Genomic DNA, 24257 nt, shown 5'->3' with positions numbered 1-24257 from the left:
CATGGCCGGTTTTTTTATCTTATCTGGGAACTCGCTGCACTGGATGCGCCCCGGGAGGGAGCGGCGGCCGAGCTTGCCGGCGCCGCGCTGACCGCTGGAGGCGTGGCCATGGGGGGCGTGCCGGCCAGGAAGGCGGCGCTGCCCGGGTGGAAGGGGAGGAAGGCATTGGCCAGCATCTGTTCGCGCCGCAGGTGGGCAAACGCCGGGTGCAGCCGCTTGAACGCCTCGAACTGATTGAACACCTCCTGATCGATCCGATAGACCAGGGTAGCCGGCAACTGCTGACGGGCCACCAGCAGCGCTGTGGTGCCAAAACTGGTCAGCGCCTGATCCTGCATGCGATAGAGGCCACCTGGGATCTGCACCTTGCTGTAGTAGGGGAAATTGGCGAGCAGGGTGTTGATGGCATCGCCCTCCAGCGGCACCAGTCTGGCGTTGCACTCGGTCACGGCCTCGGTCACGGTCTGGTTGGGGTGGGCGGCGACCATGAAGAAGGCATCCGTCTTGCCACGACACAGCGCCTCGACCCGCTCGGCCGCCTTGCTTTCATCGACGGCGGCAAAGGCGTGGGCATCCCAGCCGAGCGCGGCCAGCAGGGCGTCGACCGTGGCCCTGTCCCCCGAGCCGGGGTTGCCGATGCCGACCCGCTTACCCTTGAGATCCTCCACTTGCTGGATATCGCTGTCACCGCGCACCACCAGATTGAGAGGCTCGACATAGAGCGAGAAGAGGGTGGTCATGTCGCGCAGCGGCTTGCCAGCGTACGCCCCCTGGCCGCGCACCGCCTCCCACAACAGATCCGACTGTACAAACGCCAGTTCGATCTCCCCCTTGGCCAGCAGTGACAAGTTGTCGCGCGAGCCCCCCGTGCTCTCCACGGCGCAGCGGGTGGTGGCACTTTCATCGCGGTTAAGCAGGCGGCAGATGGCGCCGCCGGCCGGGTAGTAGACGCCGGTGACGCTACCGGTGCCAATGGTGATGACGCCGGGCAGCTCGTCGGCCTGAACGGGCAGGAGCATGCTGAGCATCAGCGGCAGGAGAAAGGGTCGTAATTTCACTGTGGTGTGGCCTCGCAGGCAAAACCCGGTTTCAAACTTTAGCCAAGGCCGGATAGTGAAGCAATCCGGCCTTGGCATCATCCCAGATGGGCCAATATCGCCTGCTCCATGCGAGCCAGCGCCTGTTGCAGGCGGGCGCGGGGGCAGCCGAAGTTGAGGCGTACACACTGGCCATCGCCAAACTGGGCGCCCGGCGAGAGGCCGACCCCGGCCTGCTCGAAGAAGGCGATGGGATCGCCCAGGCCAAGCGCCGTGACATCCAGCCACGCCAGGTAGGTGGCCTGATGGCGCGCCAGCTTGACGCCCGGCCAGCGGGCCACCGCCTGCTCGATCAGAGCCAGGTTGCCGCGCAGGTAGTCAAGCTGGGCATCCAGCCACGCCTCGCCGCTCTCATAGGCGGCCTCGGCGGCCACAAACCCCAGCAGGTTGACGTCGGCACTGATGCCGCGCATCGCCTGTTGCAGTTTGAGGCGCAGCCGCTCGTTGGGGATCACCGCAAACGAGCAGCACAGGCCAGCGATGTTGAAGGTCTTGCTCGGCGCCATCATCACCGCGCAGCGCTGGGCGGCCTCCTCGCTCAGGGCGCCGTAGGGAATGTGGCGGGCATCCGGGTCGAGGATGAGGTCGCAGTGGATTTCGTCGGAGCAGACCACCAGGTTGTGGCGCGCGGCGATGGCATCGATGGCGGCCAGCTCGTCGCGGGTGAAGACGGTGCCCCCCGGGTTGTGCGGGTGGCACAGTAGCAGCAGATCGGCGCCCGACGCCTGCAACTCGAGCTCGTCGAGATCGAGCACCCAGCGACCAGCTACCTCCTGCATCGGCACCGTGAGCAGCGGGCGCTCGTTAAACCCCGGCGCCAGCAAGAAGGGGTAGTAGACCGGCTTGGGCGTGATGACGCCGCGGCCAGGGGCGGTCCAGGCGCGGCAGGCCAGGTTCAGCCCCGGCACGACCCCCGGCAGAAACACCAGCCACTCCGGCTCGATGTGCCAGCCATAGCGATCGGCCAGCCGGTTGATGATGAGTTCGATGAGGCGGGGGGAGGGGCGTGAGTAGCCAAAAATGCCGTGAGCAACGCGCTGGGTGAGGGCCTCGATGACGCCGGGGGGGGAGAGAAAGTCGGTATCGGCCACCCACATGGGCAACACGTCACGACCCTTGTACTTGTCCCACTTCAGGCTCATGGTGTTGCTGCGATCAATTTCCTTATCAAAATCAAACATATCTTCATTCCGCGCTCGGTGTTTGTCCGCTCCACTCTACGGGGCAGGAGGGGGGAGGGCAAGGGGCGCGGCACAATTGACAGCGGGGGGAAATGCCCTCATAAAGCGAACTCCACGCCATTCATCCTCATGCCAGATGTGCCCATGAAACTTGTCTCAGCCCTGCGTCGCGGCAGCGATCCCATCTCCCTCTCCTTCTTGGGGGTCACCTTTACCACCGGCATGGCGGTGGCGTTGCAGGTGCCGACCCTCTCCCTGTTTCTGGCCCAGGAGGTCGGGGTGCGCCCCTTTCTCATCGGCCTTTTCTACACCATCAACGCCGTGGTGGGGATCTTGGTCAGCCAATGGCTGGGGCAACGCTCCGATCTTCGTGGCGATCGCAAGCAGCTGATCCTGATCTGCTGCGGTGCCGGTGTGCTGGCCTCGCTGCTGTTTGCCTTCAACCGGCATTACTGGCTGCTCGCTTCGCTCGGGGTCCTGCTTGGCAGCATCGCCGGTACTGCCAGCCCCCAGCTGTTTGCCTTGGCCCGTGAGCACGTGGATCGGGAAGGGCGCCGCGCTGACATGTTCAGTTCGGTGATGCGGGCCCAGTTCTCGCTGGCCTGGGTCATCGGCCCGCCGCTCGCCTTTGCCATCGCCATCGGTTACGGCTTCTCCTTCATGTATCTGGCCTCGGCGCTGGCTTTTCTGGTGTGCTGCGCCATCGTCTGGCGCTGGCTCCCCTCACTGCCGCTGCCGGCCCCGCTCGGCGATCGACCCAAGGTGAGCAGCTGGCGCGATCGGGACGTGCGGGCGCTGTTTATCGCCTGCACCCTGATGTGGACCTGCAACAGCATGTACCTCATCAACATGCCGCTCTACATCACCCGCGAGCTGGGGCTGGAGGAGCGTCTGGCGGGCCTGCTGATGGGCACGGCGGCGGCGCTGGAGATCCCCTTCATGCTGCTGGCCGGCCACTACACGGCGCGCTTTGGCAAGCGTCCCATGTTGCTGCTGGCGGTACTGGCGGGGGTTATCTTCTATGGCGGCCTGCTGTCGCTGACCGGGGAGCGCACCCTGCTGATGCTGCAACTGTTCAACGCCATCTTCATCGGCATCGTGGCCGGGATCGGCATGTCCTACTTTCAGGATCTGATGCCGGGCAGGGCGGGGGTGGCCACCACCCTCTTTACCAACAGCATCCGCACCGGCTCCATCCTGGCCGGCGCCATCGCCGGTTTGGTGGCCGAGTGGTGGAGTTTCCACGGGGTGTTTGTGGTGGCAGCCGGCCTGGCGGTGCTGGCCCTGCTCGGCTGCCTGCGGGTGCGTAACGTCTAGTGCTGGTATTCGCTGCGCAGCAGGCGCAGCAGCAGCTCGGCTGCCGGGCCCAGCTTGCTGGGATCGGGGGTCAGCAGGTAGGTATAGAGGCGTCGCTCGCTCCCTTCCACCGGGTGCAGTTGGTGTAGTGAGCCCAGCTCCAGCTCAGGTTGGATCAGATGGCGTGGCAGCCAGCCATAGCCGAGCCCCTGGCCGATCAGGGTCAGCGCCTCGGTGTAGTGGGTGACGGTCCAGGCGGTGTCGCTGTGGCCCCAGTCGACGGCGCGGTGGATGGGGGGATGCAGCGCCAGCTCGGTGTGGTTGGCCAGATCGTTCACGCTCAGGTTGTCAGCCCGCTCGGCCAGCGGATGGGTTGGGGCGCAGACCGGGATCAGCAGCACCTCGTCAAGAGGCAGGCCGCTCTGATCGCCCGGCAGGTGTTCGGTCATCATCAGATCGCCCGGTTGCATGGCGTTGAAGTGGCAGTGGATGCGCTCAAACAGGTTGATGCGGCACCCGCGCGAGCGCGGGGCGAAGCGCGTCATGGCGCGGTAGAGCCGCTCGCGGGGTTGCAGTGCCGAGAGGTAGAGATTGATCTGCGGCTCCCACTGGCGCTCCAGATTCTGCGCCAGCCCCTCCAGCTCCTCCATCTGGGTGAGCAGCTGGCGCGAGCGCTGCAAGAAGAGCTGGCCGGCCGGGGTCAGTACCGCCTTGCGCCCGCGCACCTCAAGCAGGGCGACACCGAGGGATTGTTGCAGCTTGGCCACCGCATGGTTGAGGGAGGATTGGCTCTTGCACAGCGCCTCGGCGGCCTGGGTATAGCCGCCGAACTCCACGACGGCCTGGAAGATGCGCCACTGCTCGATGGTACTCTTGGGGCGAAACATAGGGTTACCTGACAAGAACTGTGCCTCAAGCATATCAAATGCCGGGAGGGAGCAAGGGGGCGGGCGACAGGAATGCTCGCGCCGTCACACCCTCGTCATTTCGGCTGGGCCACGAAGGTCTTGCCGCTCTGGCCACGGCTCTCTTTGCCCATCAAATAGAGATAAAGCGGCATCAAGTCGGCCGGAGTTTTGAGGTTCATGGGATCTTCGGCCGGGAAGGCACTGGCCCGCATCTTGGTGCGAGTGCCGCCCGGGTTGATGGTGTTGACGCGCACCCCTGTGTGTTCCAGCTCGTCGGCCAGCACCTCCATCATCCCCTCCACGGCAAACTTAGAGACGGCGTAGCTGCCCCAGTAAGCGCGCCCTTTGCGGCCCACGCTCGATGAGGTGTAAAGCAGCACCGCCTCGCCCTGCGCCTTGGCGGTGCGGCGCAGCAGTGGCAGCAGCGCCTGGGTCATCAGGAACTCGGACTTGACGTTGACCTGCATCACCTCGTCCCATTCGTGCTCCTTGATCTGCTCAAAGGGGCAGAGGGTACCGAGCTGGCCGGCGTTGAACAGCACGCCGTCGAGGCGGCCGAACTGGCGCTCGAAGGTGTCGGCCAGACCGCGGTAGTCGGCGGCCTTGGCGTGCATCAGATCGAGCGGCACGATGGCCGGCAGCGGCCCGCCGGCGGCCTCGATGGCGTCGAAGGTGGCTTCGAGCTTGGCCACGCTGCGCCCGAGCAGGATCAGGGTCGCGCCGTGGGCCGCATAGGTGAGGGCGGCCTCGCGGCCAATGCCGTCACCGGCGCCGGTGACCAGAATCACCTTGCCTGCCAGCAACTGCGGCGCTGCACGATACTCCAGCATGATCTCTTAACTCCTGTTTCGGGCGGGGCGAACCGGGCCAGTGTACTGATCCGCGCGCCGGCTTGACCAGAGTCTGGCATCAAAAAAGTGAAGGGAATTGAGGAGTTGTGTCATCATTCATCCCCATGAGACCCGCATTGAGAGACAGATGAACAGTCCTGGAGGAGAGAGTGGATTTTCTGAGTGAATATGGCCTGTTCCTGGCCAAGACGGTGACCCTGCTGCTGGCCCTTGGCGTGGCCGTGGTGCTGCTGACCCTGGCCGGCCGTGGTAGCAAGGGGGGCAAGGGGCAGCTGGACGTGACCGATCTCAGCGCCGATCTCGACGAGACCCGCACCCGCCTCAAGGCGCTGCTGGTGGGCAAGGAGGAGCGCAAGGCGCTGGAGAAGCAGCGCAAGCTGGAGGAAAAAGCGCGTAAAAACGACGATCCGCGCTCGCGTTTGTTTGTGATCGACTTCAAGGGGAGCATGGATGCCCGCGAGGTGAGCGGCCTGCGTGAAGAGGTGACCGCCATCCTGGCGGTGGCGACCCCGCAGGACGAGGTGCTGGTGCGCCTCGAATCGGGGGGCGGCGTGGTGCATGGCTACGGCCTGTGCGCCTCCCAGCTGCAACGCATCAAGAGCCATGAGATCCCGCTGACCGTGGCGGTCGACAAGGTGGCGGCCAGCGGCGGTTACATGATGGCCTGTGTGGCGGATCGCATCCTGGCGGCACCGTTCGCCATTGTCGGCTCCATCGGCGTGGTGGCGCAGCTGCCCAACTTCAACAAGCTCTTGAAAAAGCACGATATCGAGTTTGAGATGCACACCGCCGGTGAGTACAAGCGCACCCTGACCCTGTTTGGCGAAAATGACGACGAGGGCAGGGAAAAGTTCCGTGAGGAGCTGGCGGCCATCCACGCACGTTTCAAGGCGTTCGTGCAGCAACACAGGCCGGCGCTGGAGATCGACAAGGTCACCACGGGCGAGCACTGGTTGGCCAGTCAGGCCAAGGAGCTGGGGCTGGTGGACGAGCTCAAGACCAGCGATGACTACCTGATGGAGAGCGCCCGCACTCGCCGCGTGCTGGCGTTGCACTATCGCACCCGCAAGGGGCTGCTGGCGCGCCTTGGCAAGCAGGGGGCGGAAGGGGCGATCGAGGGGGCCAGCCGGCTGCTCGCTCGCCACTCGCCGTGGCAGTGAGCCGCACAGATGCCTAGAAAGAACCCGCCATCGGCGGGTTCTTTTTCATGGGCTCAGCGCTGGAAGGGGTAGATGGCACCGAGCTTCAGGATCTGGGTCAGCTCGTCGAGGGCGGCGCGCGATTCGCCAACCAGGGCCGGGTCGCGCAGATCGTCGAACGAGAGGCGATCGCGGTAGTGCTGGTCGGCCCACTGGTTGAGGCGCACAAACAGCGCTTCGTTGAGCAGGCAGGCCGGATTGACCGCAGCCAGCTCCTGTTCGCTCAGGGCCACGCGCAGGCGCAGGCAGGCCGGGCCGCCGCCGTTGCGCATGCTCTGCTTCACGTCCATGAAGTGCACCTGGCGGATCGGGGTGCCCTGTTGCACCAGCTGGCCCAGATAGGCGGCCACCGCCGGCGTGTCGCGGCACTCGGTGGGGGCGATGATGGCCATCTCGCCCGAAGGGAGGGTGAGGATCTGGGTGTTGAACAGGTAGGAGCGCACCGCGTCTTGCAGCCCCACCTCGGCGCTTGGCACCTCAATCAGGTGCAGCTCCCCCTCACCAAACTTGCGGCGCACCTCGTCCAGGGCCCCTTGCGTATCGAGAAACGCCTGCTGGTGGTAGAACAGCACATTCTGGTTGCCCACCGCGATCACGTCGTTGTGAAACACCCCCTGATCGATCACCGCCGGGTTCTGCTGGATGAAGACGCAGCGCTCCTCATCGAGTCCGTGCAGGCGGGCGACGGCCTGGCTTGCCTCCAGGGTTTGCCGCGCCGGGTAGCGGGTCGGGGCCGGGCGGGAGAGATCGAAGGCGCTGCGGCCATAGACGAACAGCTCCACCCCGGCCTGGCCGTAATCGCGGCACAGGCGGGTGTGGTTGGCCGCCCCCTCGTCCCCGAAGTGATCGTTCTCCGGCAGGTGCGGGTGGTGGCAAAAATGCGTCTCGCCGGGGAAGACGGCGCGCAGGATGCGACCGGTCACCTCGGGCTCGAGGGAGCGGTGGAACTTGTTGGTGAGGTTGGCCGGGGTGAAGTGGACGCGGCCGTCCTGAGTGTCGGCGCTCGGCGATACGGTGGCGGCGTTGGCGGTCCACATGCTCGACGCCGAGTAGCAGGCGGTCAGCACGGCAGGGGCCTGGGCGGCCGCCTGCGCCAGCACGCTGGCATCGCTGCCACTGAAGCCGAGGCGCCGCAGGGTGGCGAGATCCGGGCGCTCCTGGGGGGCCAATACCCCCTGAATCATGCCGAGCTCGGTCAGCGCCTTCATCTTGGCCAACCCCTGCTTGACCGCTTCGCGGGGGTTGGAGGCTTCGTTCGCATTGTTTTGCGAGGCGACGTTGCCGTAGGAGAGACCGGCATAGTTGTGGGTGGGGCCGACCAGGCCGTCAAAGTTGACCTCGAAGTGCTTCATGCCATACATCCTTTTATGTGTGCACCATGGGGGCGAACGTAGTCCATTTCCCCATGAATGGGGGAATCGGCCTCATCATATCCTGTTTTTTTATGATTGTAACAAGTTGATAACTGATATAACGCTCTATTGGCACTTCGGTATAAAAAGTCGGCGTTACTGACGAAACGGGAAAAAAGAGGTTGCCACCGGGGGCTTGGCTTCGCATTAATAAATATAAGTAAGGCGCTGAAGGCGAACCTTAGGGTTTGCTTTTTGCCCTTAAATCTCTTATACAGCCCCACAAAACTGCAGGCCCCCCCGACGGGGCGATAGGAAACGAGTCACAGCATGGGCAAATCACTGGTCATCGTGGAGTCTCCGGCCAAGGCCAAGACTATCAACAAATATCTGGGTAAGGACTACGTGGTGAAATCCAGCGTGGGCCATATCCGGGATCTGCCGACTGCCGGCAGCGGCTCTAGCGAGCCGAAGAAACCGGCCGTGCGCGGCGTCAAGCTGAGCGAGGCCGAGAAGGTGGCCAAGGAACGCCGTGCCCTGTTCAACCGCATGGGGATCAACCCCGAGCACGGCTGGGATGCTCACTATCAGATCCTGCCCGGCAAGGAGAAAGTGGTCTCCGAGCTGCAAACCCTGGCGGCCAAGGCCGACACCATCTATCTCGCAACCGACTTGGATAGAGAGGGGGAAGCGATCGCCTGGCACTTGCGCGAGGTGATTGGCGGTGATGACAGCCGCTACAAGCGGGTGGTGTTTAACGAGATCACCCAGAGCGCCATCAAGGAGGCCTTCTCGCAGCCCTCCGAGCTCAACATCGACCGGGTCAATGCCCAGCAGGCGCGCCGTTTCCTCGATCGCGTCGTGGGTTACATGGTCTCGCCGCTGCTGTGGAAGAAGCTGGCCCGCGGTCTCTCCGCCGGCCGCGTCCAGTCGGTGGCGGTGCGCCTCATCGTCGACAAGGAGCGCGAGATCAAGGCGTTCGTGCCGGTCGAGTTCTGGGATCTGCACGCCGATCTGCTGACCGGTGATAAATCGGCCCTGCGCATGGAGGTGCTCAGCCACCTCGGCAAGGAGTTCAAGCCGGTCACCGAGGCCGAGACGCAAGCCGCCGTCGCCGCCATCCAGGGGGCCCCCTTCGTGGTGCAGAGCCGCGAAGACAAGCCGACCGGCTCCAAGCCTTCGGCGCCCTTCATCACCTCGACCCTGCAACAGGCGGCCTCGACCCGTCTCAGCTTTGGGGTGAAGAAGACCATGATGCTGGCCCAGCGCCTCTATGAGGCCGGCTACATCACCTACATGCGTACCGACTCGACCAACCTGAGCCAGGAAGCGGTGAGCGCGGTGCGCGACTTCATCGTCACCCAGTACGGCCAGCCCTACCTGCCGGCCGAGCCGAACCTGTACGGCTCCAAGGCCGGTGCCCAGGAGGCGCACGAGGCGATCCGTCCTTCCGACGTGAACGTCAGCGCCAGCGATCTGGAGGGGATGGAGGCCGATGCCCACAAGCTCTACGACCTCATCTGGCGTCAGTTTGTGGCCTGCCAGATGACCCCGGCCCAGTACGACGCCTCCACCCTGACGGTGCGGGCCGGTGACTACGAGCTTAAGGCCCGTGGCCGGATCCTGCGCTTTGCCGGTTGGACTAAGGCGCTGCCCCCCATGGGGCGCAAGGGCGAAGACATTCAACTGCCGGCGGTGGAGCCGGGCGAGGTGCTCGAGCTGGTTAAGCTCGATCCGCGCCAGCACTTCACCAAGCCGCCCGCCCGCTTCACCGAAGCGGCCCTGGTGCGCGAGCTGGAAAAACGCGGCATCGGCCGTCCTTCCACCTATGCCTCGATCATCTCCACCATCCAAAACCGAGGCTATGTGCGGGTCGAGAACCGCCGCTTCTTCGCCGAGAAGATGGGGGAGATCGTCACCGATCGCCTGGTCGAGAACTTCGTCGAGCTGATGAACTACGAGTTCACCGCCCGCATGGAGGGCAAGCTCGATGAGATTGCCGAGGGGCAGAGCGAGTGGAAGGCGGTGCTCGATGCGTTCTATAGCGAGTTTACCGAGGAGCTGGAGCAGGCCGGCAAGCCCGACGAGGATGGCGGCATGCGCGCCAACCAGATGGTGCTGACCGACATCGCCTGCCCGGATTGCGGCCGCCCCATGGGCATTCGCACCGCCACCACCGGCGTGTTCCTCGGCTGCTCCGGTTATGCCCTGCCGCCCAAGGAGCGTTGCAAGAAGACCATCAACCTGGTCAGCGCCGACGAGTTCGTCTCGGCCGGCGAGGAGGAAGAGGCCGAAACCAACGCCCTGCGCGCCATGCATCGCTGCAAGATTTGCGGCACTGCGATGGACTCCTACATCATCGACGAGACCCGCAAGCTGCACGTCTGTGGCCGCAACCCGGATTGCGAGGGCTACGAGGTGGAGCAGGGGCAGTTCAAGCTCAAGGGCTACGAAGGCCCCTCTATTGAGTGCGATCGCTGCGGCGCTGAGATGCAGCTCAAGAACGGTCGCTTCGGCAAGTACATGGGATGCACCAACCCGGAGTGCAAGAACACTCGCAAGATCCTGAAAAACGGTGAGATTGCACCGCCGAAGGAAGATCCGGTACCGCTGCCCGAGCTCAAGTGCAGCCAGTCCGACGCCTACTTCGTGCTGCGTGACGGCGCCGCCGGTCTGTTCCTGGCTGCCAGCAGCTTCCCCAAATCGCGCGAGACCCGCGCCCCGCTGGTGGAAGAGCTCAAGCGCTTCCGTGACCGCATCTCGCCCAAGCATTACTACCTGGCCGATGCGCCGGCCTATGACGGCGAAGGGAACCCGGCCATCGTGCGTTTTAGCCGCAAGACCAAGGAGCAGTACGTGATGACCGAGGTGAACGGCAAGGCGACTGGCTGGACCGCTCACTTTGAGGGTGGTCGCTGGGTTGAGAGCCGTAAGGGGAAATAACCCGCTACGCGACGGTGAACTGTGTGGAGGCTCCCAAAAGGAGCCTCTTTTTTTTCCTATACTAGCCCCGGGCCAGGAGGGCCTGCTGTCGAGGAAAGATGATATGGATATTCACGAGATCCGCCCTGGCATGTACTGCCAGACCCGTGAAGGGGCGGCCTGGGTGCTGGAGGTGGATCGTCAGAACCACCTGGTGCTGTTGCAGCGCGAGGATGAGACGATTCCGGTACAGGTTCGCAGCGAAGAGATCCTGGTGACCGATTTGCGCTGAGCTGCGCGACCTAAAAAAAGAAGCCGCCCATGGGCGGCTTCACTGTTTGCGGGAAAGGGATCAGGCGGCGCTGCGCTCTGGCTCGAATCCCTCTTCTTGCAGGGAGCCTTCGCTCTTGGAGACCACGCTGGCGGCGATGGCATTGCCCAGCACGTTGGTGGCGGAGCGGCCCATGTCGAGGAAGTGGTCGATACCGAGCAGCAGCAGGATGCCGGCCTCCGGGATATGGAACTGGTTCAGGGTCGCGGCAATCACCACCAGCGAGGCGCGCGGTACCCCGGCCATCCCCTTGGAGGTGACCATCAGCAGCAGCAGCATGGTGATCTGCTGGCCGATGGAGAGCTCGATGCCATAGGCCTGGGCGATGAACATGACGGCGAAGGTGCAGTACATCATGGAGCCGTCGAGGTTGAACGAGTAGCCCATGGGCAGCACAAAGCTGGCGATGCGCTTGGAGCACCCGAACTCCTCCAGACGTTGCAGGGTCTTGGGGTAGGCGGATTCAGAGCTGGCGGTGGAGAAGGCCAGCAGGATCGGCTCACGGATGAGGCCGAGCAGCACCAGGATACGGCGGCCGATGAACAGGCTGCCGAGCAGGATCAGCACCAGCCACAGGGTGCCGAGGGCCAGATAGAACTGGCTCATGAAGGTGCCGTAGGTGGCCAGGATACCGAGCCCCTCCTTGGCGACCATGGCGCCGATGGCAGCAAACACCGCCAGTGGGGCGAAGTTCATCACATAACCGGTGACTTTCAGCATGATCTCGGCGGCGCTGGCCATGACGGAGACCACCGGCTTGGCCGGATCGCCGATGGCGGCGGCAGCCAGCCCGAAGAACAGGGAGAACACCACGATCTGCAAGATCTCGTTGGTGGCCATCGCCTCCACCACGCTCTTGGGAATGGCGTGGGAGACAAAGTCTTTCAGACTGATGGCGCCGGCGCTGATACCGCTGGTGCTGGTGCCGTCAGGCAGACTCAAGTTAAGACCCACGCCCGGCGAGAGCAGGTGCACCATGATGAGGCCCAGGGTCAGCGAGAGCAGGGAGGCCATCATGAACCAACCCAGTGTCTTGATCCCAATGCGACCCACGGTGCGGGTGTCGCCCATCTTGGCGATGCCGACCACCAGGGTGGTGAACACCAGGGGGGCGATGATCATCTTGATGAGACGCAGGAAGATATCGGTCAGTAGCGTGATGTTGTCGGCGAAGCTGGTCGCCAGTTCGGGGGTTAGCCAGCGCAATCCTTGGCCGGTAACGATCCCCAGCACCATGGCGATGAGGATGGCGATCGTCAGCTTATTCATTTTCATGTGAGGCTCCATTTACAACAGGCCGTTCAGGGTCTTCTTTTGTGCCCGGCTTCGGCAGTCCATCCAGCTGGCTACGCCGCCGGAAAGCAGCAGAATGCACAATATACAGCGCTAAATCCAGCGGGTTTTAAGGGAAAAATTTAAGCGTGATCTGCTTGGAAAAGGGCTGTTCTCAGGATGAAAACGGAGTGTTCCCAGGCTGTGTTGCAACTGAAACAGAAGGTCGTGCTGGCAGCACGACCATGCGGCGAGCCTGCCGTATTCTTGTACGGCGATGTTAATGACTGGGGTTCAAGTGAACACTTTTGTTAATTAATCAAGGGCGGGAAGCGGCAAATATGGCGCCTCACAGGGAGAGGAAAAAAAGAACCAGAATGGGGCCGAGCAGGCTCAGAATGAAGCCGGAAACGACCGCCACAGGGACGACGGCGATCCCGCCCGAACGCTGGATCACCGGCAGGGTGAAATCGAGCGAGGTAGCACCGCCATAGCCGATGGCGGCCGAGGGGTGACGGCGCATCAGCACCGGAATGAGCATGATGGCGAGCAATTCGCGGCCGAGATCCCCGAGAAAGGCCGCCGAGCCCATGACAGGGCCGAGGGCGTCGCTCACGAGAATACCCGAGAGCGAATACCAGCCAAAGCTTGAGGCCAGCGCCAGCGCATCGAAGGGGGGGAGATCGAGCAACAGGGCGGCCAGCAGGGCGCCGGCCCAGCTGCTCACCATGACGCACAGCGCAATGCTCATGCCCCAGCGGTTGAGCAGGATCTGGCGCAGGTGCATGCCGGAGTTGCGCATCTGGATGCCGATGAGCAGCAGTAGCAGCATCAGTGCCCATTCGCTCCACTGCTCGATGGGCAGCGCACTCAGATCCAGCAGCAGCCCCACGAGAAAGCCCCCCAACACCACCAACGCCAGTTGTAGCGACTCGGCCATCATCTTGAGCTTGCCCGGTTGCGGGCCAGTGGCTTGCTGCTGCGCGCCGCCACGGCGGCGATCCAGCCACCACAGCGCCGCCAGGTTGGCCAGCGTGATGCACCCGAGCATCACCGCAGAGACGTTCAGGATCACCGCCATGTTGCTGCCCAGATTGTCCACGCCGGCCAGGCTCATCCCCATCAGGGCCAGGATCAGGTAGACCATCTTGCTGAGCGTGCCCTGGATGAGTCGCAGCGCGGTGTGGTGGCGAACGGGGATGAGGTAACCGATGAAGAGGGGAAGCAGGATCAGCAGGGCATTGAGCAACATGGAAGAAACCATCTACGAAGCGGAAAAACCTGTTCTATGCTGCCTGCCATCGATGTTAAGCGCAAATTAAATCCCTATCTGCCCCGGACAGGGATGAATTTAAGGGGTAAAGAGAGTCATACGGAGTTGAATTGACCTGAGAGAAAAGGATCTTTCAATGAGAAAAGATGCATTTCGTGTTTTTGCCGGTTTTTTCACTGCATACTCTTTTATTCCACATAAAATATGGCATCCTTCGCTCTTGTTGGTAGAGGGTATGCTCTACCGCTGAAAGATTGTTATGCATTTAAATCGAATTTAATTCTAAGTTGTTTCTCTTTTTTAGTCTGTTTTAGTGGCCAAACCGCTTGGATATTGTGTTTTAAGCGTGCCGATGTTAATTTCGCAGTAGATGCCTTCTGTTGCGTTTTTGTTAATGGTGGGCGCTGGCCAAGATGGCCTGCTAGGGACAGCTAATAGGGTTCTAATGGATGAGCGACGTTGCCGCACTAGAAGTTCGTGATCTTCACAAGTATTTCGGGTCTCACGAGGTGCTCAAGGGCATCAGCCTGACGGCCAACAAGGGGGATGTCATCTCCCTGGTCGGCTCCTCCGGTTCGGGTAAATCCACCTTTTTGCGTTGCATCAATCTGCTGGAGACCCCCTCATCGGGCTCGGTGGCGCTGCATGGCGAGCTGATCCGCATGAAGAGTCTGCGCAGTGGCGAGCGGGTGGCGGAAGACATGCGCCAAGTCGAGCGTATTCGCAGCCGCCTTGCCATGGTGTTCCAGAGTTTCAACCTCTGGTCACACATGACCATCATGCAAAACATCATCGAAGTGCCGATCCAGGTGCTCAAGGTGCCGCGTGCTGAGGCCATTGCCAAGGCCGAGCATCTGCTCAACCGGGTCGGCCTGTGGGAGCGGCGCGATTACTATCCCGGCCACCTTTCCGGTGGTCAGCAGCAGCGCGCAGCGATTGCCCGCGCGTTGGCGGTCGACCCTGAGGTGATGCTGTTTGATGAACCCACTTCCGCCCTCGATCCCGAGCTGGTGGGCGAGGTGCTCGGGGTGATGCGCGAGCTGGCCGAAGAGGGGCGCACCATGCTGGTGGTGACCCATGAGATGGCGTTTGCCCGCGACGTCTCTAACCAGGTGTTGTTTTTGCATCAGGGCAAAGTAGAAGAAGAGGGCAATCCCAAGGAGATTTTTGCCCACCCCAAATCGGAACGCTTCAAGCAGTTCATATCCTCCATCTACTGATATCCCGGTTTTGCAGATCAAGGAGAGTGCAAGATGATGAAGAAAATGGTTCTGGCTGCCGCCGTGCTGGCGGTCATGGGCTCCTCCAGTGTCATGGCCAAGGAGTGGAAGCAAGTGCGTATCGGGGTTGAGGGGGCCTATCCTCCCTTCTCCTGGACTGAACCCAATGGTGAAGTGAAAGGTTTTGACATCGACATCGCCAACGCCCTGTGCGAAGAGATGAAGGTCAAGTGCACCCTCATCAAGCAGGATTGGGACGGCATCATCCCGGCGCTGCTGTCGCGCAAGTTTGACGCCATCATCGCCACCATGGACATCACCGAAGAGCGGCTGAAGAAGGTCGATTTCACTCAGAAGTACCAGCATATCCCGGCCCGTTTTGCCGCCAAGAAGGGGAGTGAGCTGAAGCTCGACAAGGCCTTCATGAGCAGCAAGACGGTGGCGGTGCAGCGCGCCACCTCGATGGACACCTACATCACCGACAACTTCCCCGAGGCGACCATCAAGCGCTACGGCACCGCTGATGAGGCCTACCTAGATCTGAAGTCGGGCCGTGTCGACTACGTGCTGGCCGACTCTGCGGCCATCACCGACGGCCTGCTCAAGAAGGAAGGGGGCGACGCCTTTGAATTCATCGGGCCCAAGCTGACCGATCCCAAGTGGTTTGGTCAGGGCGCCGGTATTGCGGTGCGCAAGGCCGATAAGGATCTCAAAGAGAAGTTCAACCAGGCGATTCTGGCCCTGCGTGCGAACGGCAAGTACAAGGAGATCAACGACAAGTACTTCGACTTCGACGTCTACGGCGAATAAGCCGGATTCATCCGCTGTGTTCGGGCCCGCTGAGCGGGCCCGAAATCGATGGAGCGACTCATGCTGGATTTGAAAGGATACGAAGGCTCCCTGCTGGAAGGCGCGGGGGTCACGTTGCAGGTGGCGCTGGCCTCACTGCTGCTGGCCATGCTGCTCGGCATGCTGGGGGCACTGGCCAAGCTCTCGCCCTATCGCTGGGCACGCGCCATTGCCGATCTCTACACCACCATCATCCGCGGCATCCCCGATCTGGTGCTGATGATGCTGCTTTTTTTCGGCGGTCAGGTCTTCATCAACTTCGTGCTGACTTGGATCAACGAGAGCTATAACGCCTGGCTGCTCAAGAGCAACCCGAACCAGGAGTGGATCTCCCTGGTGCCCGATTATATCGACATCAGTCCGTTTGCCGCCGGGGTGGCCACCATCGGCTTCATCTTCGGCGCCTACATGGCCGAAACCTTCCGCGGCGCCATTTTGGCGGTCGACAAGGGCGAGCTGGAGGCGGCCCGCGCCTTTGGCATGCGCGCCCATCAGGTGTTCGTGCGCATTCTGTTCCCCCAGATGATGCGCCACGCGTTGCCTGGGTTTGGCAACAACTGGCTGGTACTGCTCAAGACCACGGCGCTGGTTTCGATCATCGGTCTTGACGACATGGTGAGAAAGGCGTCATTGGCCGCCGGCTCGACCCAGCTCCCCTTTACCTTCTACATGGCGGTGGCCCTCATCTTTTTGGTGTTCACCGCCGTTTCCACGTCGCTGCTCAAGTGGGCCGAGCGCCACTACGCCATCAAGACGAGGTAAGCCATGGATTTTTCGATCATTCTCGATGAGTGGCCCACCTACTGGCAGGGGCTCTATACCACGGTGGGGCTGGTGCTCGCCTCGCTGATCCTGGGGCTGGCGCTGGCGGTGCCGCTCGGGGTGCTGCGCACCAGCCGTAACTGGTTCATCCGTTTCCCGGTGTGGGCTTACATCTACTTCTTTCGCGGCACCCCACTGCTGGTGCAGCTTTTTATCATCTACTACGGCGCCGCCCAGTGGGAGTGGCTGAAAAACAGCGCCGCCTGGGAGCTCTTCTCTCAGGCCTGGTTCTGCGCCCTGCTGGCGTTCACCCTCAACACCGGCGCCTATACCGCCGAGATAGTGCGCGGGGCGGTGAGCAACATGCCCAAGGGGCAGATCGAGGCGGCGCTGGCCTTTGGCATGAACCGCTGGCAGACCCTGACCCGGGTGATCCTGCCCAACTCGTTCCGGCGTGCCCTGCCGGCCTACAGCAATGAGGTGATCTTCATGCTGCAAGGCTCGGCGGTGGCGGGCATCATCACCATCGTCGACCTGACCGGTGCCGCCCGTATCGTCAACTCCCGCTACTACAGCCCGTTTGAGGCCTTCATTACGGCTGGCCTGCTCTACATGGCGTTGACCTTCGTCATCGTCTGGCTGTTCAAACGGCTCGAAACCCGCTGGCACGCCCATCTCAAGCCACGCAGCCTCTGACGCAAGCATCACCTCAAGAGCGCCCATCAGGGCGCTCTTTTTTATGGCCGAGGGGGGCCGAGATAGACGTGGTCATGAAAGCTGTAGACCCAGTGGGGGCGGTAGACGGCGAGCAGGGTCATGGTCATGCCGTTGAGCAGCGCCTCGGGAAAGAGCAGCAACGGCCAGATGGCGAGGTAGTCGTCAGCGATGATCTGCCAGGGATAAGCCCCGCTCATCCCCATCCAGAGCGCGGTGGCCAGCAGCTTGACCGAGATGGCGGCGGCGCCACCGAGAAAGGCAACCACAAACAGGTAGACAAACAGGTGGCGCGCTAGCCAGGCCCAGCTGGCCAGAAACAGCAGCTCGGTGGTCAGCACCGGTAGCAGCACCCCGAGCAGGGCGTGGCTGCCGAGCAGGGGCCAGGGCTCGCTGCCACAGGCGGTGAGGGTGAGCAGGGCCAGGCTGCCTGCCACCAGCGCCAGGCGCCAGCCGAGCAGCAGGGTGAGGGCGGTCAGGCCGAGAAAATGCACCTCGAGCCCGGCATGCAGGCCGGCGCGCAGCCACCACAGCGGCAGCAGCGCCAGGGCGGCGCCGAGCAGCAGATGCTGATAGAGGGGGGTGGCGAGCAGTTGTCGCCAGCGGGAACCATGCTGGCTGGCCAGCAGTACGGCTAACCACAGCAGCAGGGCGGTGAGTTCTGCATCGCTCATGAGCAGGCCCTTGCCATCTAAAAAAACAGGGCGCCATGAGGCGCCCTGTTGTTATCAATATTTCACGTTGGGGTGGTACTTGCTGAGGATCCCCTGGATGCGATCCATGGTCTCCTTCTTGGGCGGCTTGATCCCGTTGAGATCATAGGTGTCGCCCAACACCTCCCACTTGTGCTTGCCCAGCTCGTGATAGGGCAGCAGCTCGATCTTCTCGACGCACTCGCCGAGCGAGGCGATGAACTGCCCCAGCCCCTCGGCACTCTCGTCATCGTCGCTCCAGGTCGGCACCACCACGTAACGGATCCACATCTTCTTGCCCTTTTTGGCCAGATAGCGGGCAAATTCCAGGGTGTAGCGGTTGCTGACGTGGGTCAGCGGGATGTGTTTCTCGTCGTTGATCTGCTTGATGTCGAGCAGCACCAGATCGGTGACGTCGAGGACGGCGTCGAGCTGGGCGTCGTAGTTGCGCACGAAGCCGTTGGTGTCGAGGCAGGTGTGGATGCCTTCTGCCTGGCAGGCGGCAAACAGCTCGGCGACGAAGGCCTGTTGTAGCATGGCCTCACCACCCGAGGCGGTAACCCCACCGCCCGAGGCATTAATGAAGTGGCGATAGCTGGTGATGTCCTTCATCAGCTCGGGGACGGTGACCTCGCGGCCCCCTTCCGTGTCCCAGGTGTCGCGGTTGTGGCAGTACTTGCAGCGCATCAGACAGCCCTGCATGAAGACGATAAAACGGATGCCGGGACCGTCCACAGTACCGCAGGTCTCCACCGAGTGGATACGACCAATCACAGACATATTGCGCTCCTGATAGTGTTGCTGGCGGCCATTTTATGCCAAAAGGCGGCGCCGATCACCCTGCCGTGGGGCAATCGGCGAGGAAGGACTCCAGCGCCCGCACCGGCAGCGGCCGGCAGCGCAGATAACCCTGGAAGTGCTGGCAGCCGATGTCGGCGAGGATGGCGAGCTGCTCCTGCTCTTCGACCCCCTCGGCGATCACGGTGAAGCGGAACACCTTGGCCAGCTCCACGACGGCGCGCACCAGGGCCCTATCCTGCTCGCTGTGCACCAGGGTCAGGATGAAGGAGCGATCGAGTTTCACCTCGTTGGCCGGCAGATCGCGCAGGTAGGCAAGCGACGAGTAGCCGGTGCCGAAGTCATCGATAGAGATGAGCACCCCGAGTGAACGCAGGCGGCGCATCCGCTCTATGCTCTCCTCACGGTGCTCGAGCACCACCGACTCGGTGATCTCCAGCATCAGGCGCGAGGGGGGCAGGCCGGTGTCGCGCAGCACGTATTCCACCTGTTGCAAGAAGGCGGGGTTGTGGAACTGACGGGCGCTGACGTTGACCGACAGCTGCGGGATGGCCACCCCCCGGCTCAACCAATGGCTGAACTGGGCGCAGGCGCTCTTGAGCACCCAGTAGCCGATATCCTCGATAAGCCCGCTCTCCTCGGCAACCGGAATGAACTCTCCCGGCGCCACCATGACCCCGTCGGCGCGTTGCCAGCGGATCAACGCCTCGATGCCGGTCAGCACGCCGCTGTCGACCCGGAACTGGGGCTGGTAGTGGAGCTGAAACTCGCCGCGGCGCAGGGCATCGCGCAGCTGGTTGCTGATGGCCAGCCGGCTCTTCTCCTGCTCGGCCATGTGGTGATTGAAGAAGGCGTATTGACCGTGGCCGTTGCGCTTGGCTATGTGGGCGGCGGTATCGGCCTGCTGCATGATCACCAGGTGATCGTGCTGCTCGGGGGAGAACAGGGCCACCCCGAGGGAGGCGCTGCAATGCAGCTTGTCGTGGCCGACACTGAACGGCTGGCGAAACAGCCTGATCACCTCGCGGGCAAAGTGTTCGGCCAGGATCTTGGCGGCAACCTGCCCCTGGCCGAGATCGGTGAACAGCAGCTGGAACTCATCCCCCGAGCTGCGCGCCAGCAGCAGGTTCTCCTGGGGCAGCTCGCGCAGCCGCTCGACCACCGCCAGCAGCAGCTCATCGCCGCGTTGGTGGCCGAGGGAGTCGTTGACCGACTTGAAGTTGTCGAGATCGATGTAGAGCAAGGCTCCCCACTGGCGATGTGGCTCTTGCAGGCGCTGTTGCAGCCGGGTGAGCATGCTGCGGCGATTGAGCAGGCCGGTCAGATCGTCATAGTAGGCGAGGCGCTCGATGTGTTGCTGCGCCTCCCGCTCCTCGGTGAGATCGTGGAAGCTGCTGACGTAGTGAGTCAGGCGGCCGGCGCCGTCGAACACGCCGCTCACTTGCAGCCGCACCGGGAAGAAACGCCCCTCGTGGTTGAGGCACTGCTCCTCGCCTTCCCAGAAGCGCTGCTGCTCGATGGTTCTGGTGATGCGGCTGGCCAGATCGTCGCCATAGTAGGGGGGGCGCAGCAGGCGGATATGCTGACCCACCACCTGCTCGGGGGCATAGCCCGTGGTGCGGGTGAAGGCCCGATTGGCCTTGAGGATCTGGCCGTTGGCATCGCACACCACCATGGCGTCGTGGGTATCGAAGGCCACTTCGGCCAGGCGCAGCGCCTCCTCAAGCGACAGGCGCTGCATCTCGATGGCGAGGCGCGGTGCCAGCTCGCTCAGGCGATCGAGCAGGGGCAGGGGGTCATCGAGGGTGTCGAGCGGCAGCAAGGTGAGCTGGCCGATCGGCGTGCCATCTGGCAGCAGCAACGGCACGCCGATGTAGGCGGGGGTGCCAAAGGCGAGCAGCTGGTGCGCCTTGGGATAACGGGTGGCGAGGTTATCCAGATAGAGGGCCTGGCCGCTCTGGTGGATGTCGTGGGCCGGGCCCGGCTCGAGGCGCTGTGGCAGCGAGCTGTGGGGCTGCCCTTCCAGCTCGACATAGCGCGGGATCAGCCACAGCTCCTCGCCGCGGCGCTGATACTCGCCAACCCAGCCGGCGCGCAGTGGCAACTGCTGGCGGCACCACTGCAACAGGGCGCGGCAATACTCCAGGCCCACGTGCAGCGCCAGGGGATGGGTATCGTGACTCGCCTCCTCGGGGTCGTTCTGCGCGGCGGGCTCGTTGGTGGGCGGTTGCCACTGGCCAAGCTGCTGGCTGCAAAACCGGGCCAGTTGCAGCAACTCCTCCCCAAGCGGCACCGGGTCGAGGTACTCGAGGCTCAGCATGCCGAGCAGACGATCCCCTTCACGCAGCGCCGCATCGAGACGGGCGGCCACCCCGTGGCTGGCCAGATAGCGATGCTGGGCCAGCATGGGTTGGTGGGCGCACTCGGAGAAGCTCAGCGAGCCACGGCTGCGCAGGGTACGCAGATAGCGGCCGTCGGCCTTGATGGGGAAGAGGGTGCCCTTGACCCCGAGCTGGTAGATGGGGGTGAGCAGATCATGGCTGTCAAAGTGCCACAGGATCAGGCGATCGGCCTGGCTGCCTTCCCACAAGGCTTGCAGCATGGGGGCATATTCGGCCCGGCTGGCCAGTTGGCCGAGGCGCGGCAGCAGTAAGGAGAGATTGGGCGGCGTATGGGCGCGCCCTATTTGCAGACAGATAAGCCAGAAGTGGCCCTGCTCGGGCGAGAGAGAGACCCGCCACTCCTGGCCCAGGGCGCGGATGGTCAGCTGCCCCCCTTGACCACTGGCAAGCTGGGCTTCGATGGGCTCTCTTAATGGCGGCGGCAGTTGGGTCGGCCAGGGGGAGCGCGGCTCATCGAGCCAGTAGAGCGGTGTTTGCATCACGTCCGTCAGGGCGACCAGCCGCTGTGAGCGCACATCGAGGCGAAAAAACAGTGGCATGGGGCGCACGGGTAACGGCAGAGTGAGGACGGTAGACGACATGACCCGGTTAACATCCTGTTGGCAGAGAGGGCGCGCGCCAAAGAATACTCCAAATGCCCTTGAAACAAAAATTCATTGAAATCTAAATTAGAAAAAGCTAATTTTCACTGCATCATACTGGAAAAGGAGCCTTCACCATGACCCGCATCCTGATCGTCGGCGGCGTAGCCGGCGGTGCTTCGGCTGCCGCCCGTGCCCGCCGCATGGACGAACATGCCGAGATTATTCTGTTCGAACGCGGCGAGTTCATCAGCTTTGCCAACTGCGGTCTGCCCTATCACATCGGCGGCGATATCCCCTCCCGCGATGCCCTGCTGTTGCAAACGCCATTGAGCTTCAAGCGCCGCTTCAACGTCGAGGTGCGGGTCTTCAACGAGGTGGTGGCTATCGACCGCGCCGCCCGCACGGTGCGGGTGCGCGATCTGGCACGCGGTGAGGAGTACGAGGAGCGCTACGACAAGCTGCTGCTAAGCCCCGGCGCCGCGCCGATCCGCCCGCCGCTGCCTGGCATCGACACCGCGGGCGTCTACACCCTGCGCAACATCCCCGACATGGATCGCATCCTCGCCGCGCTGACCCAGGCGCCGCCGCGCCACGTGACCGTGGTCGGAGGGGGCTTCATCGGGCTTGAGATGATGGAGGCGCTGCACCAGCGCGGCCTGTCGGTGACTCAGCTCGAGCTCTCGGATCAGGTGATGGCGCCGGTCGACCGGGAGATGGCCGCCATGCTGCACGAGCGCATTCGCGAGGCCGGTATCGATCTGCGGCTGCGCACCGGGCTCAATGCCATCGAGGCACAGCCCGAGGGGGCGGCGCACCGCTTGCTGCTGCAACTGGGGGAGGGGGCCACGCTGGAAACGGATCTGCTGATCCTCGCCATCGGGGTCAAACCCGAGACCCTGCTCGCCGCCCAGGCCGGGCTGGAGCTGGGGCCGCGCGGTGGCATCAAGGTGGATGCCGCCATGCGCACCTCGGACCCCGATATCTTCGCGGTGGGGGATGCGGTGGAAGAGGTCGACTTTGTCACCGGTGACGCCGCCCTGATCCCGCTCGCCGGCCCTGCCAACCGTCAGGGGCGTATCGCCGCCGACAACATGTTGGGACGCGCCGAGAGTTACAAGAAGACCCAGGGCACGGCGATCTGCAAGGTGTTTGATCTGGCGGTGGCCAGCACCGGGCTCAATGAGAAGCGCCTCAAGCAGCTCGGCATGGCCTATGAGAAGGTGTATGTGCACCCGGGCAGCCACGCCGGTTACTACCCCGGTGCCCATCCGGTCAGCCTCAAGCTGCTGTTTGCCCCCGATGGTCGCATCCTCGGCGCCCAGGCGGTGGGCAAGGATGGCATCGACAAGCGCATTGACGTGCTAGCGGTGGCCCAGCGGGCCGGCATGACGGTGTTCGATCTGCAAGATCTCGAGCTGACCTATGCACCGCCGTTCGGCTCGGCCAAGGATGTCATCAACATGGCGGGCTTTGTGGCGAGCAATCACCTCAAGGGGGATTCGCCCATCTGCCACGTCAGCGACGTGCTGGCGCTGCGCCCCGATCAGCAGGTACTGGATGTGCGCAATCCCGCTGAGCTGGAGCGCCTCGGCGCCATCCCCGGCGCCATTAACATCCCCCTCGACGAGCTGCGCGGCCGTCTGGACGAACTGCCCAAAGACAAGGAGTTCATCGTCAGCTGCCAGGTGGGGCTGCGTGGCCACGTGGCGAGCCGCATGCTCCAGCAGCACGGTTTTCGGGTGAAGAACCTCTCCGGTGGCTTCAAGACCTGGCTGATGGCGACCGCCGAGTAAGCGTGCTTCGTGATTGGCAAAGCAGAGGGAGGGCATGGGCCCTCCCTCTTTTTTTTATCAAGGATGCGGACTGAGCTCCCGGCGCCGCAGTGCCAGCAGGGTGAGCAGCATGGCCAGCGTGGCCAGCGCCGCCATGCCGAGATAGGTGGTGGCAAAGCCGAGCGAGAGCTCCTCCCTGGCATAACCTGCGAGCGAGCCGGGGGGCAGGGGCAGGTGAAACAGGATGGCGCACAGGGCCACCCCGAGCGCCCCACCCAGCTCGCGGCCGAAGTTGAACAGGGACATGCCGATGCCGCGATCCTGAGGCAGTAGGGCATTTTGCACCACCACAGAGAGCGCCGGCAGGGTGAGCCCGAGCCCGAGGCCGGCCAGCACCAGTGCCAGGGCGGCCGCCTCGCCGAGGTGGATCAGCCACAGGGCCAGCGCCGCCAGGGCAAACCCCGTCAGCACAAACCCCTTGTAGCGCCCCCGGCGGGCGATCAGCTTGCCGGCGCTGAAGGCGCCCGCTGTGATGCTGGCCATGAAGATCACCATGGTGCGGCCGCTCTCGGCCGGGCCCATGCCCTCCTGCCATTGCATTTGCAGCGGCAGGTAGACCAGCAGGGCAAACATCAGCATCTGGGCGATGAGGATCAGCAGCACGCTCACCAGATAGCCGCTCTGGCGGGCGAGCTGGGGTGGCAATATGGGGTCGCGGGCCTGCCGCTCTCTGAGCAGCAGCAGCGTCAGGGTCGCGGCCAGCGCGCCGGCGAGCCAGTGCC

20 protein-coding genes are annotated in these 24257 nt (G+C 63.3%); 9 read left to right on the top strand and 11 right to left on the bottom strand.

The genetic code is table 11. The annotated features are described in order from the left end of the window. Positions 1–14: 14 nt before the first annotated feature. Together BN1134_RS16825 and BN1134_RS16820 are read right to left on the bottom strand one after the other, a co-directional pair. Positions 15–1019 carry a TAXI family TRAP transporter solute-binding subunit gene (locus BN1134_RS16825; RefSeq protein ID WP_198133205.1) on the bottom strand — a complete coding sequence of 335 codons (1005 nt, stop codon included), beginning with the start codon at positions 1017–1019 and terminating at the stop codon, positions 15–17. A gap of 116 nt (positions 1020–1135) precedes the next feature. Next, complete coding sequence (locus BN1134_RS16820; protein WP_042048630.1) at positions 1136–2278, bottom strand: MalY/PatB family protein; 1143 nt, start codon at positions 2276–2278, stop codon at positions 1136–1138. A gap of 144 nt (positions 2279–2422) precedes the next feature. Here BN1134_RS16820 and BN1134_RS16815 point away from each other — a divergent pair, with 144 nt between their 5' ends. Beyond that, a complete protein-coding gene (locus tag BN1134_RS16815; protein ID WP_042048629.1) occupies positions 2423–3595 on the top strand; it encodes an MFS transporter in 1173 nt (390 codons plus the stop codon). Here BN1134_RS16815 and BN1134_RS16810 read toward each other — a convergent pair. Continuing rightward, positions 3592–4461 (bottom strand): LysR family transcriptional regulator, encoded by an 870-nt coding sequence (locus BN1134_RS16810; protein WP_042048628.1) that lies wholly within the window; start codon positions 4459–4461, stop codon positions 3592–3594. The genes BN1134_RS16815 and BN1134_RS16810 overlap by 4 nt on opposite strands. A 95-nt stretch (positions 4462–4556) precedes the next feature. Next, the gene (locus BN1134_RS16805; RefSeq protein WP_042048627.1) at positions 4557–5312 is read right to left on the bottom strand and encodes a YciK family oxidoreductase; all 756 of its coding nucleotides are present in this window, start codon (positions 5310–5312) and stop codon (positions 4557–4559) included. A gap of 170 nt (positions 5313–5482) precedes the next feature. Between BN1134_RS16805 and sohB the strand changes: the two genes are divergently transcribed. After that, entirely contained in the window at positions 5483–6493 is a 1011-nt protein-coding gene (sohB, locus tag BN1134_RS16800) for a protease SohB (protein ID WP_042048626.1), read from the top strand. Between the two features lie 53 nt (positions 6494–6546). On the opposite strand, the gene astB is transcribed toward sohB, so the two are convergent. Next, positions 6547–7884 carry an N-succinylarginine dihydrolase gene (astB, locus tag BN1134_RS16795; protein ID WP_042048625.1) on the bottom strand — a complete coding sequence of 446 codons (1338 nt, stop codon included), beginning with the start codon at positions 7882–7884 and terminating at the stop codon, positions 6547–6549. Between the two features lie 330 nt (positions 7885–8214). On the opposite strand from astB, the gene topA reads away from it, so the two are divergent. Beyond that, positions 8215–10827 carry a type I DNA topoisomerase gene (gene topA / locus BN1134_RS16790; RefSeq protein ID WP_042048623.1) on the top strand — a complete coding sequence of 871 codons (2613 nt, stop codon included), beginning with the start codon at positions 8215–8217 and terminating at the stop codon, positions 10825–10827. A 103-nt stretch (positions 10828–10930) separates the two neighbouring features. Next, a complete protein-coding gene (locus tag BN1134_RS20090; RefSeq protein WP_198133204.1) occupies positions 10931–11098 on the top strand; it encodes a hypothetical protein in 168 nt (55 codons plus the stop codon). A gap of 60 nt (positions 11099–11158) precedes the next feature. Here BN1134_RS20090 and BN1134_RS16785 read toward each other — a convergent pair whose 3' ends face one another. Together BN1134_RS16785 and BN1134_RS16780 are read right to left on the bottom strand one after the other, a co-directional pair. Beyond that, complete coding sequence (locus BN1134_RS16785; protein WP_042048622.1) at positions 11159–12412, bottom strand: dicarboxylate/amino acid:cation symporter; 1254 nt, start codon at positions 12410–12412, stop codon at positions 11159–11161. 346 nt (positions 12413–12758) lie between these two features. Further along, positions 12759–13661 carry a LysO family transporter gene (locus BN1134_RS16780; protein WP_042048621.1) on the bottom strand — a complete coding sequence of 301 codons (903 nt, stop codon included), beginning with the start codon at positions 13659–13661 and terminating at the stop codon, positions 12759–12761. Positions 13662–14131: 470 nt separating this feature from the next. Here BN1134_RS16780 and BN1134_RS16775 point away from each other — a divergent pair, with 470 nt between their 5' ends. Genes BN1134_RS16775 through BN1134_RS16760 form a run of 4 tightly spaced genes read left to right on the top strand, consistent with a single transcriptional unit; the run spans position 14132 to position 17209 of the window. Next, positions 14132–14902, top strand: coding sequence for an ABC transporter ATP-binding protein (locus BN1134_RS16775; protein WP_042048620.1), 771 nt, complete (start codon positions 14132–14134; stop codon positions 14900–14902). A 36-nt stretch (positions 14903–14938) separates the two neighbouring features. Continuing rightward, a complete protein-coding gene (locus BN1134_RS16770) occupies positions 14939–15712 on the top strand; it encodes an ABC transporter substrate-binding protein (protein WP_042048678.1) in 774 nt (257 codons plus the stop codon). 60 nt (positions 15713–15772) lie between these two features. After that, positions 15773–16513, top strand: coding sequence for an ABC transporter permease (locus BN1134_RS16765; RefSeq protein ID WP_042048619.1), 741 nt, complete (start codon positions 15773–15775; stop codon positions 16511–16513). A gap of 3 nt (positions 16514–16516) precedes the next feature. Next, on the top strand, positions 16517–17209 hold the full coding sequence (locus BN1134_RS16760) for an ABC transporter permease (protein ID WP_042048618.1): 693 nt from the start codon (positions 16517–16519) through the stop codon (positions 17207–17209). Between the two features lie 41 nt (positions 17210–17250). On the opposite strand, the gene BN1134_RS16755 is transcribed toward BN1134_RS16760, so the two are convergent. From BN1134_RS16755 to BN1134_RS16745, 3 genes are read right to left on the bottom strand one after another with little or no spacing between them, the layout of a single operon-like run. Beyond that, positions 17251–17901 (bottom strand): energy-coupling factor ABC transporter permease, encoded by a 651-nt coding sequence (locus tag BN1134_RS16755; protein WP_042048617.1) that lies wholly within the window; start codon positions 17899–17901, stop codon positions 17251–17253. Between the two features lie 54 nt (positions 17902–17955). After that, positions 17956–18699, bottom strand: coding sequence for a pyruvate formate lyase 1-activating protein (pflA, locus tag BN1134_RS16750; RefSeq protein WP_042048616.1), 744 nt, complete (start codon positions 18697–18699; stop codon positions 17956–17958). A gap of 55 nt (positions 18700–18754) precedes the next feature. Next, positions 18755–21700 carry a sensor domain-containing phosphodiesterase gene (locus tag BN1134_RS16745; protein WP_042048615.1) on the bottom strand — a complete coding sequence of 982 codons (2946 nt, stop codon included), beginning with the start codon at positions 21698–21700 and terminating at the stop codon, positions 18755–18757. A 137-nt stretch (positions 21701–21837) separates the two neighbouring features. On the opposite strand from BN1134_RS16745, the gene BN1134_RS16740 reads away from it, so the two are divergent. After that, on the top strand, positions 21838–23496 hold the full coding sequence (locus BN1134_RS16740) for an FAD-dependent oxidoreductase (RefSeq protein WP_042048614.1): 1659 nt from the start codon (positions 21838–21840) through the stop codon (positions 23494–23496). A 57-nt stretch (positions 23497–23553) separates the two neighbouring features. Here BN1134_RS16740 and BN1134_RS16735 read toward each other — a convergent pair. Next, positions 23554–24257, bottom strand: a 704-nt coding sequence (locus BN1134_RS16735) for an MFS transporter (RefSeq protein WP_156991849.1), incomplete at its 5' end; no start/stop codon positions are given.

The sequence above is a fragment of the Aeromonas simiae genome (genome assembly GCF_000820125.1).
In the GTDB taxonomy this organism is placed as follows: Bacteria; Pseudomonadota; Gammaproteobacteria; order Enterobacterales; family Aeromonadaceae; genus Aeromonas; species Aeromonas simiae.
This window is presented reverse-complemented; position numbering and strand designations above follow the sequence as displayed.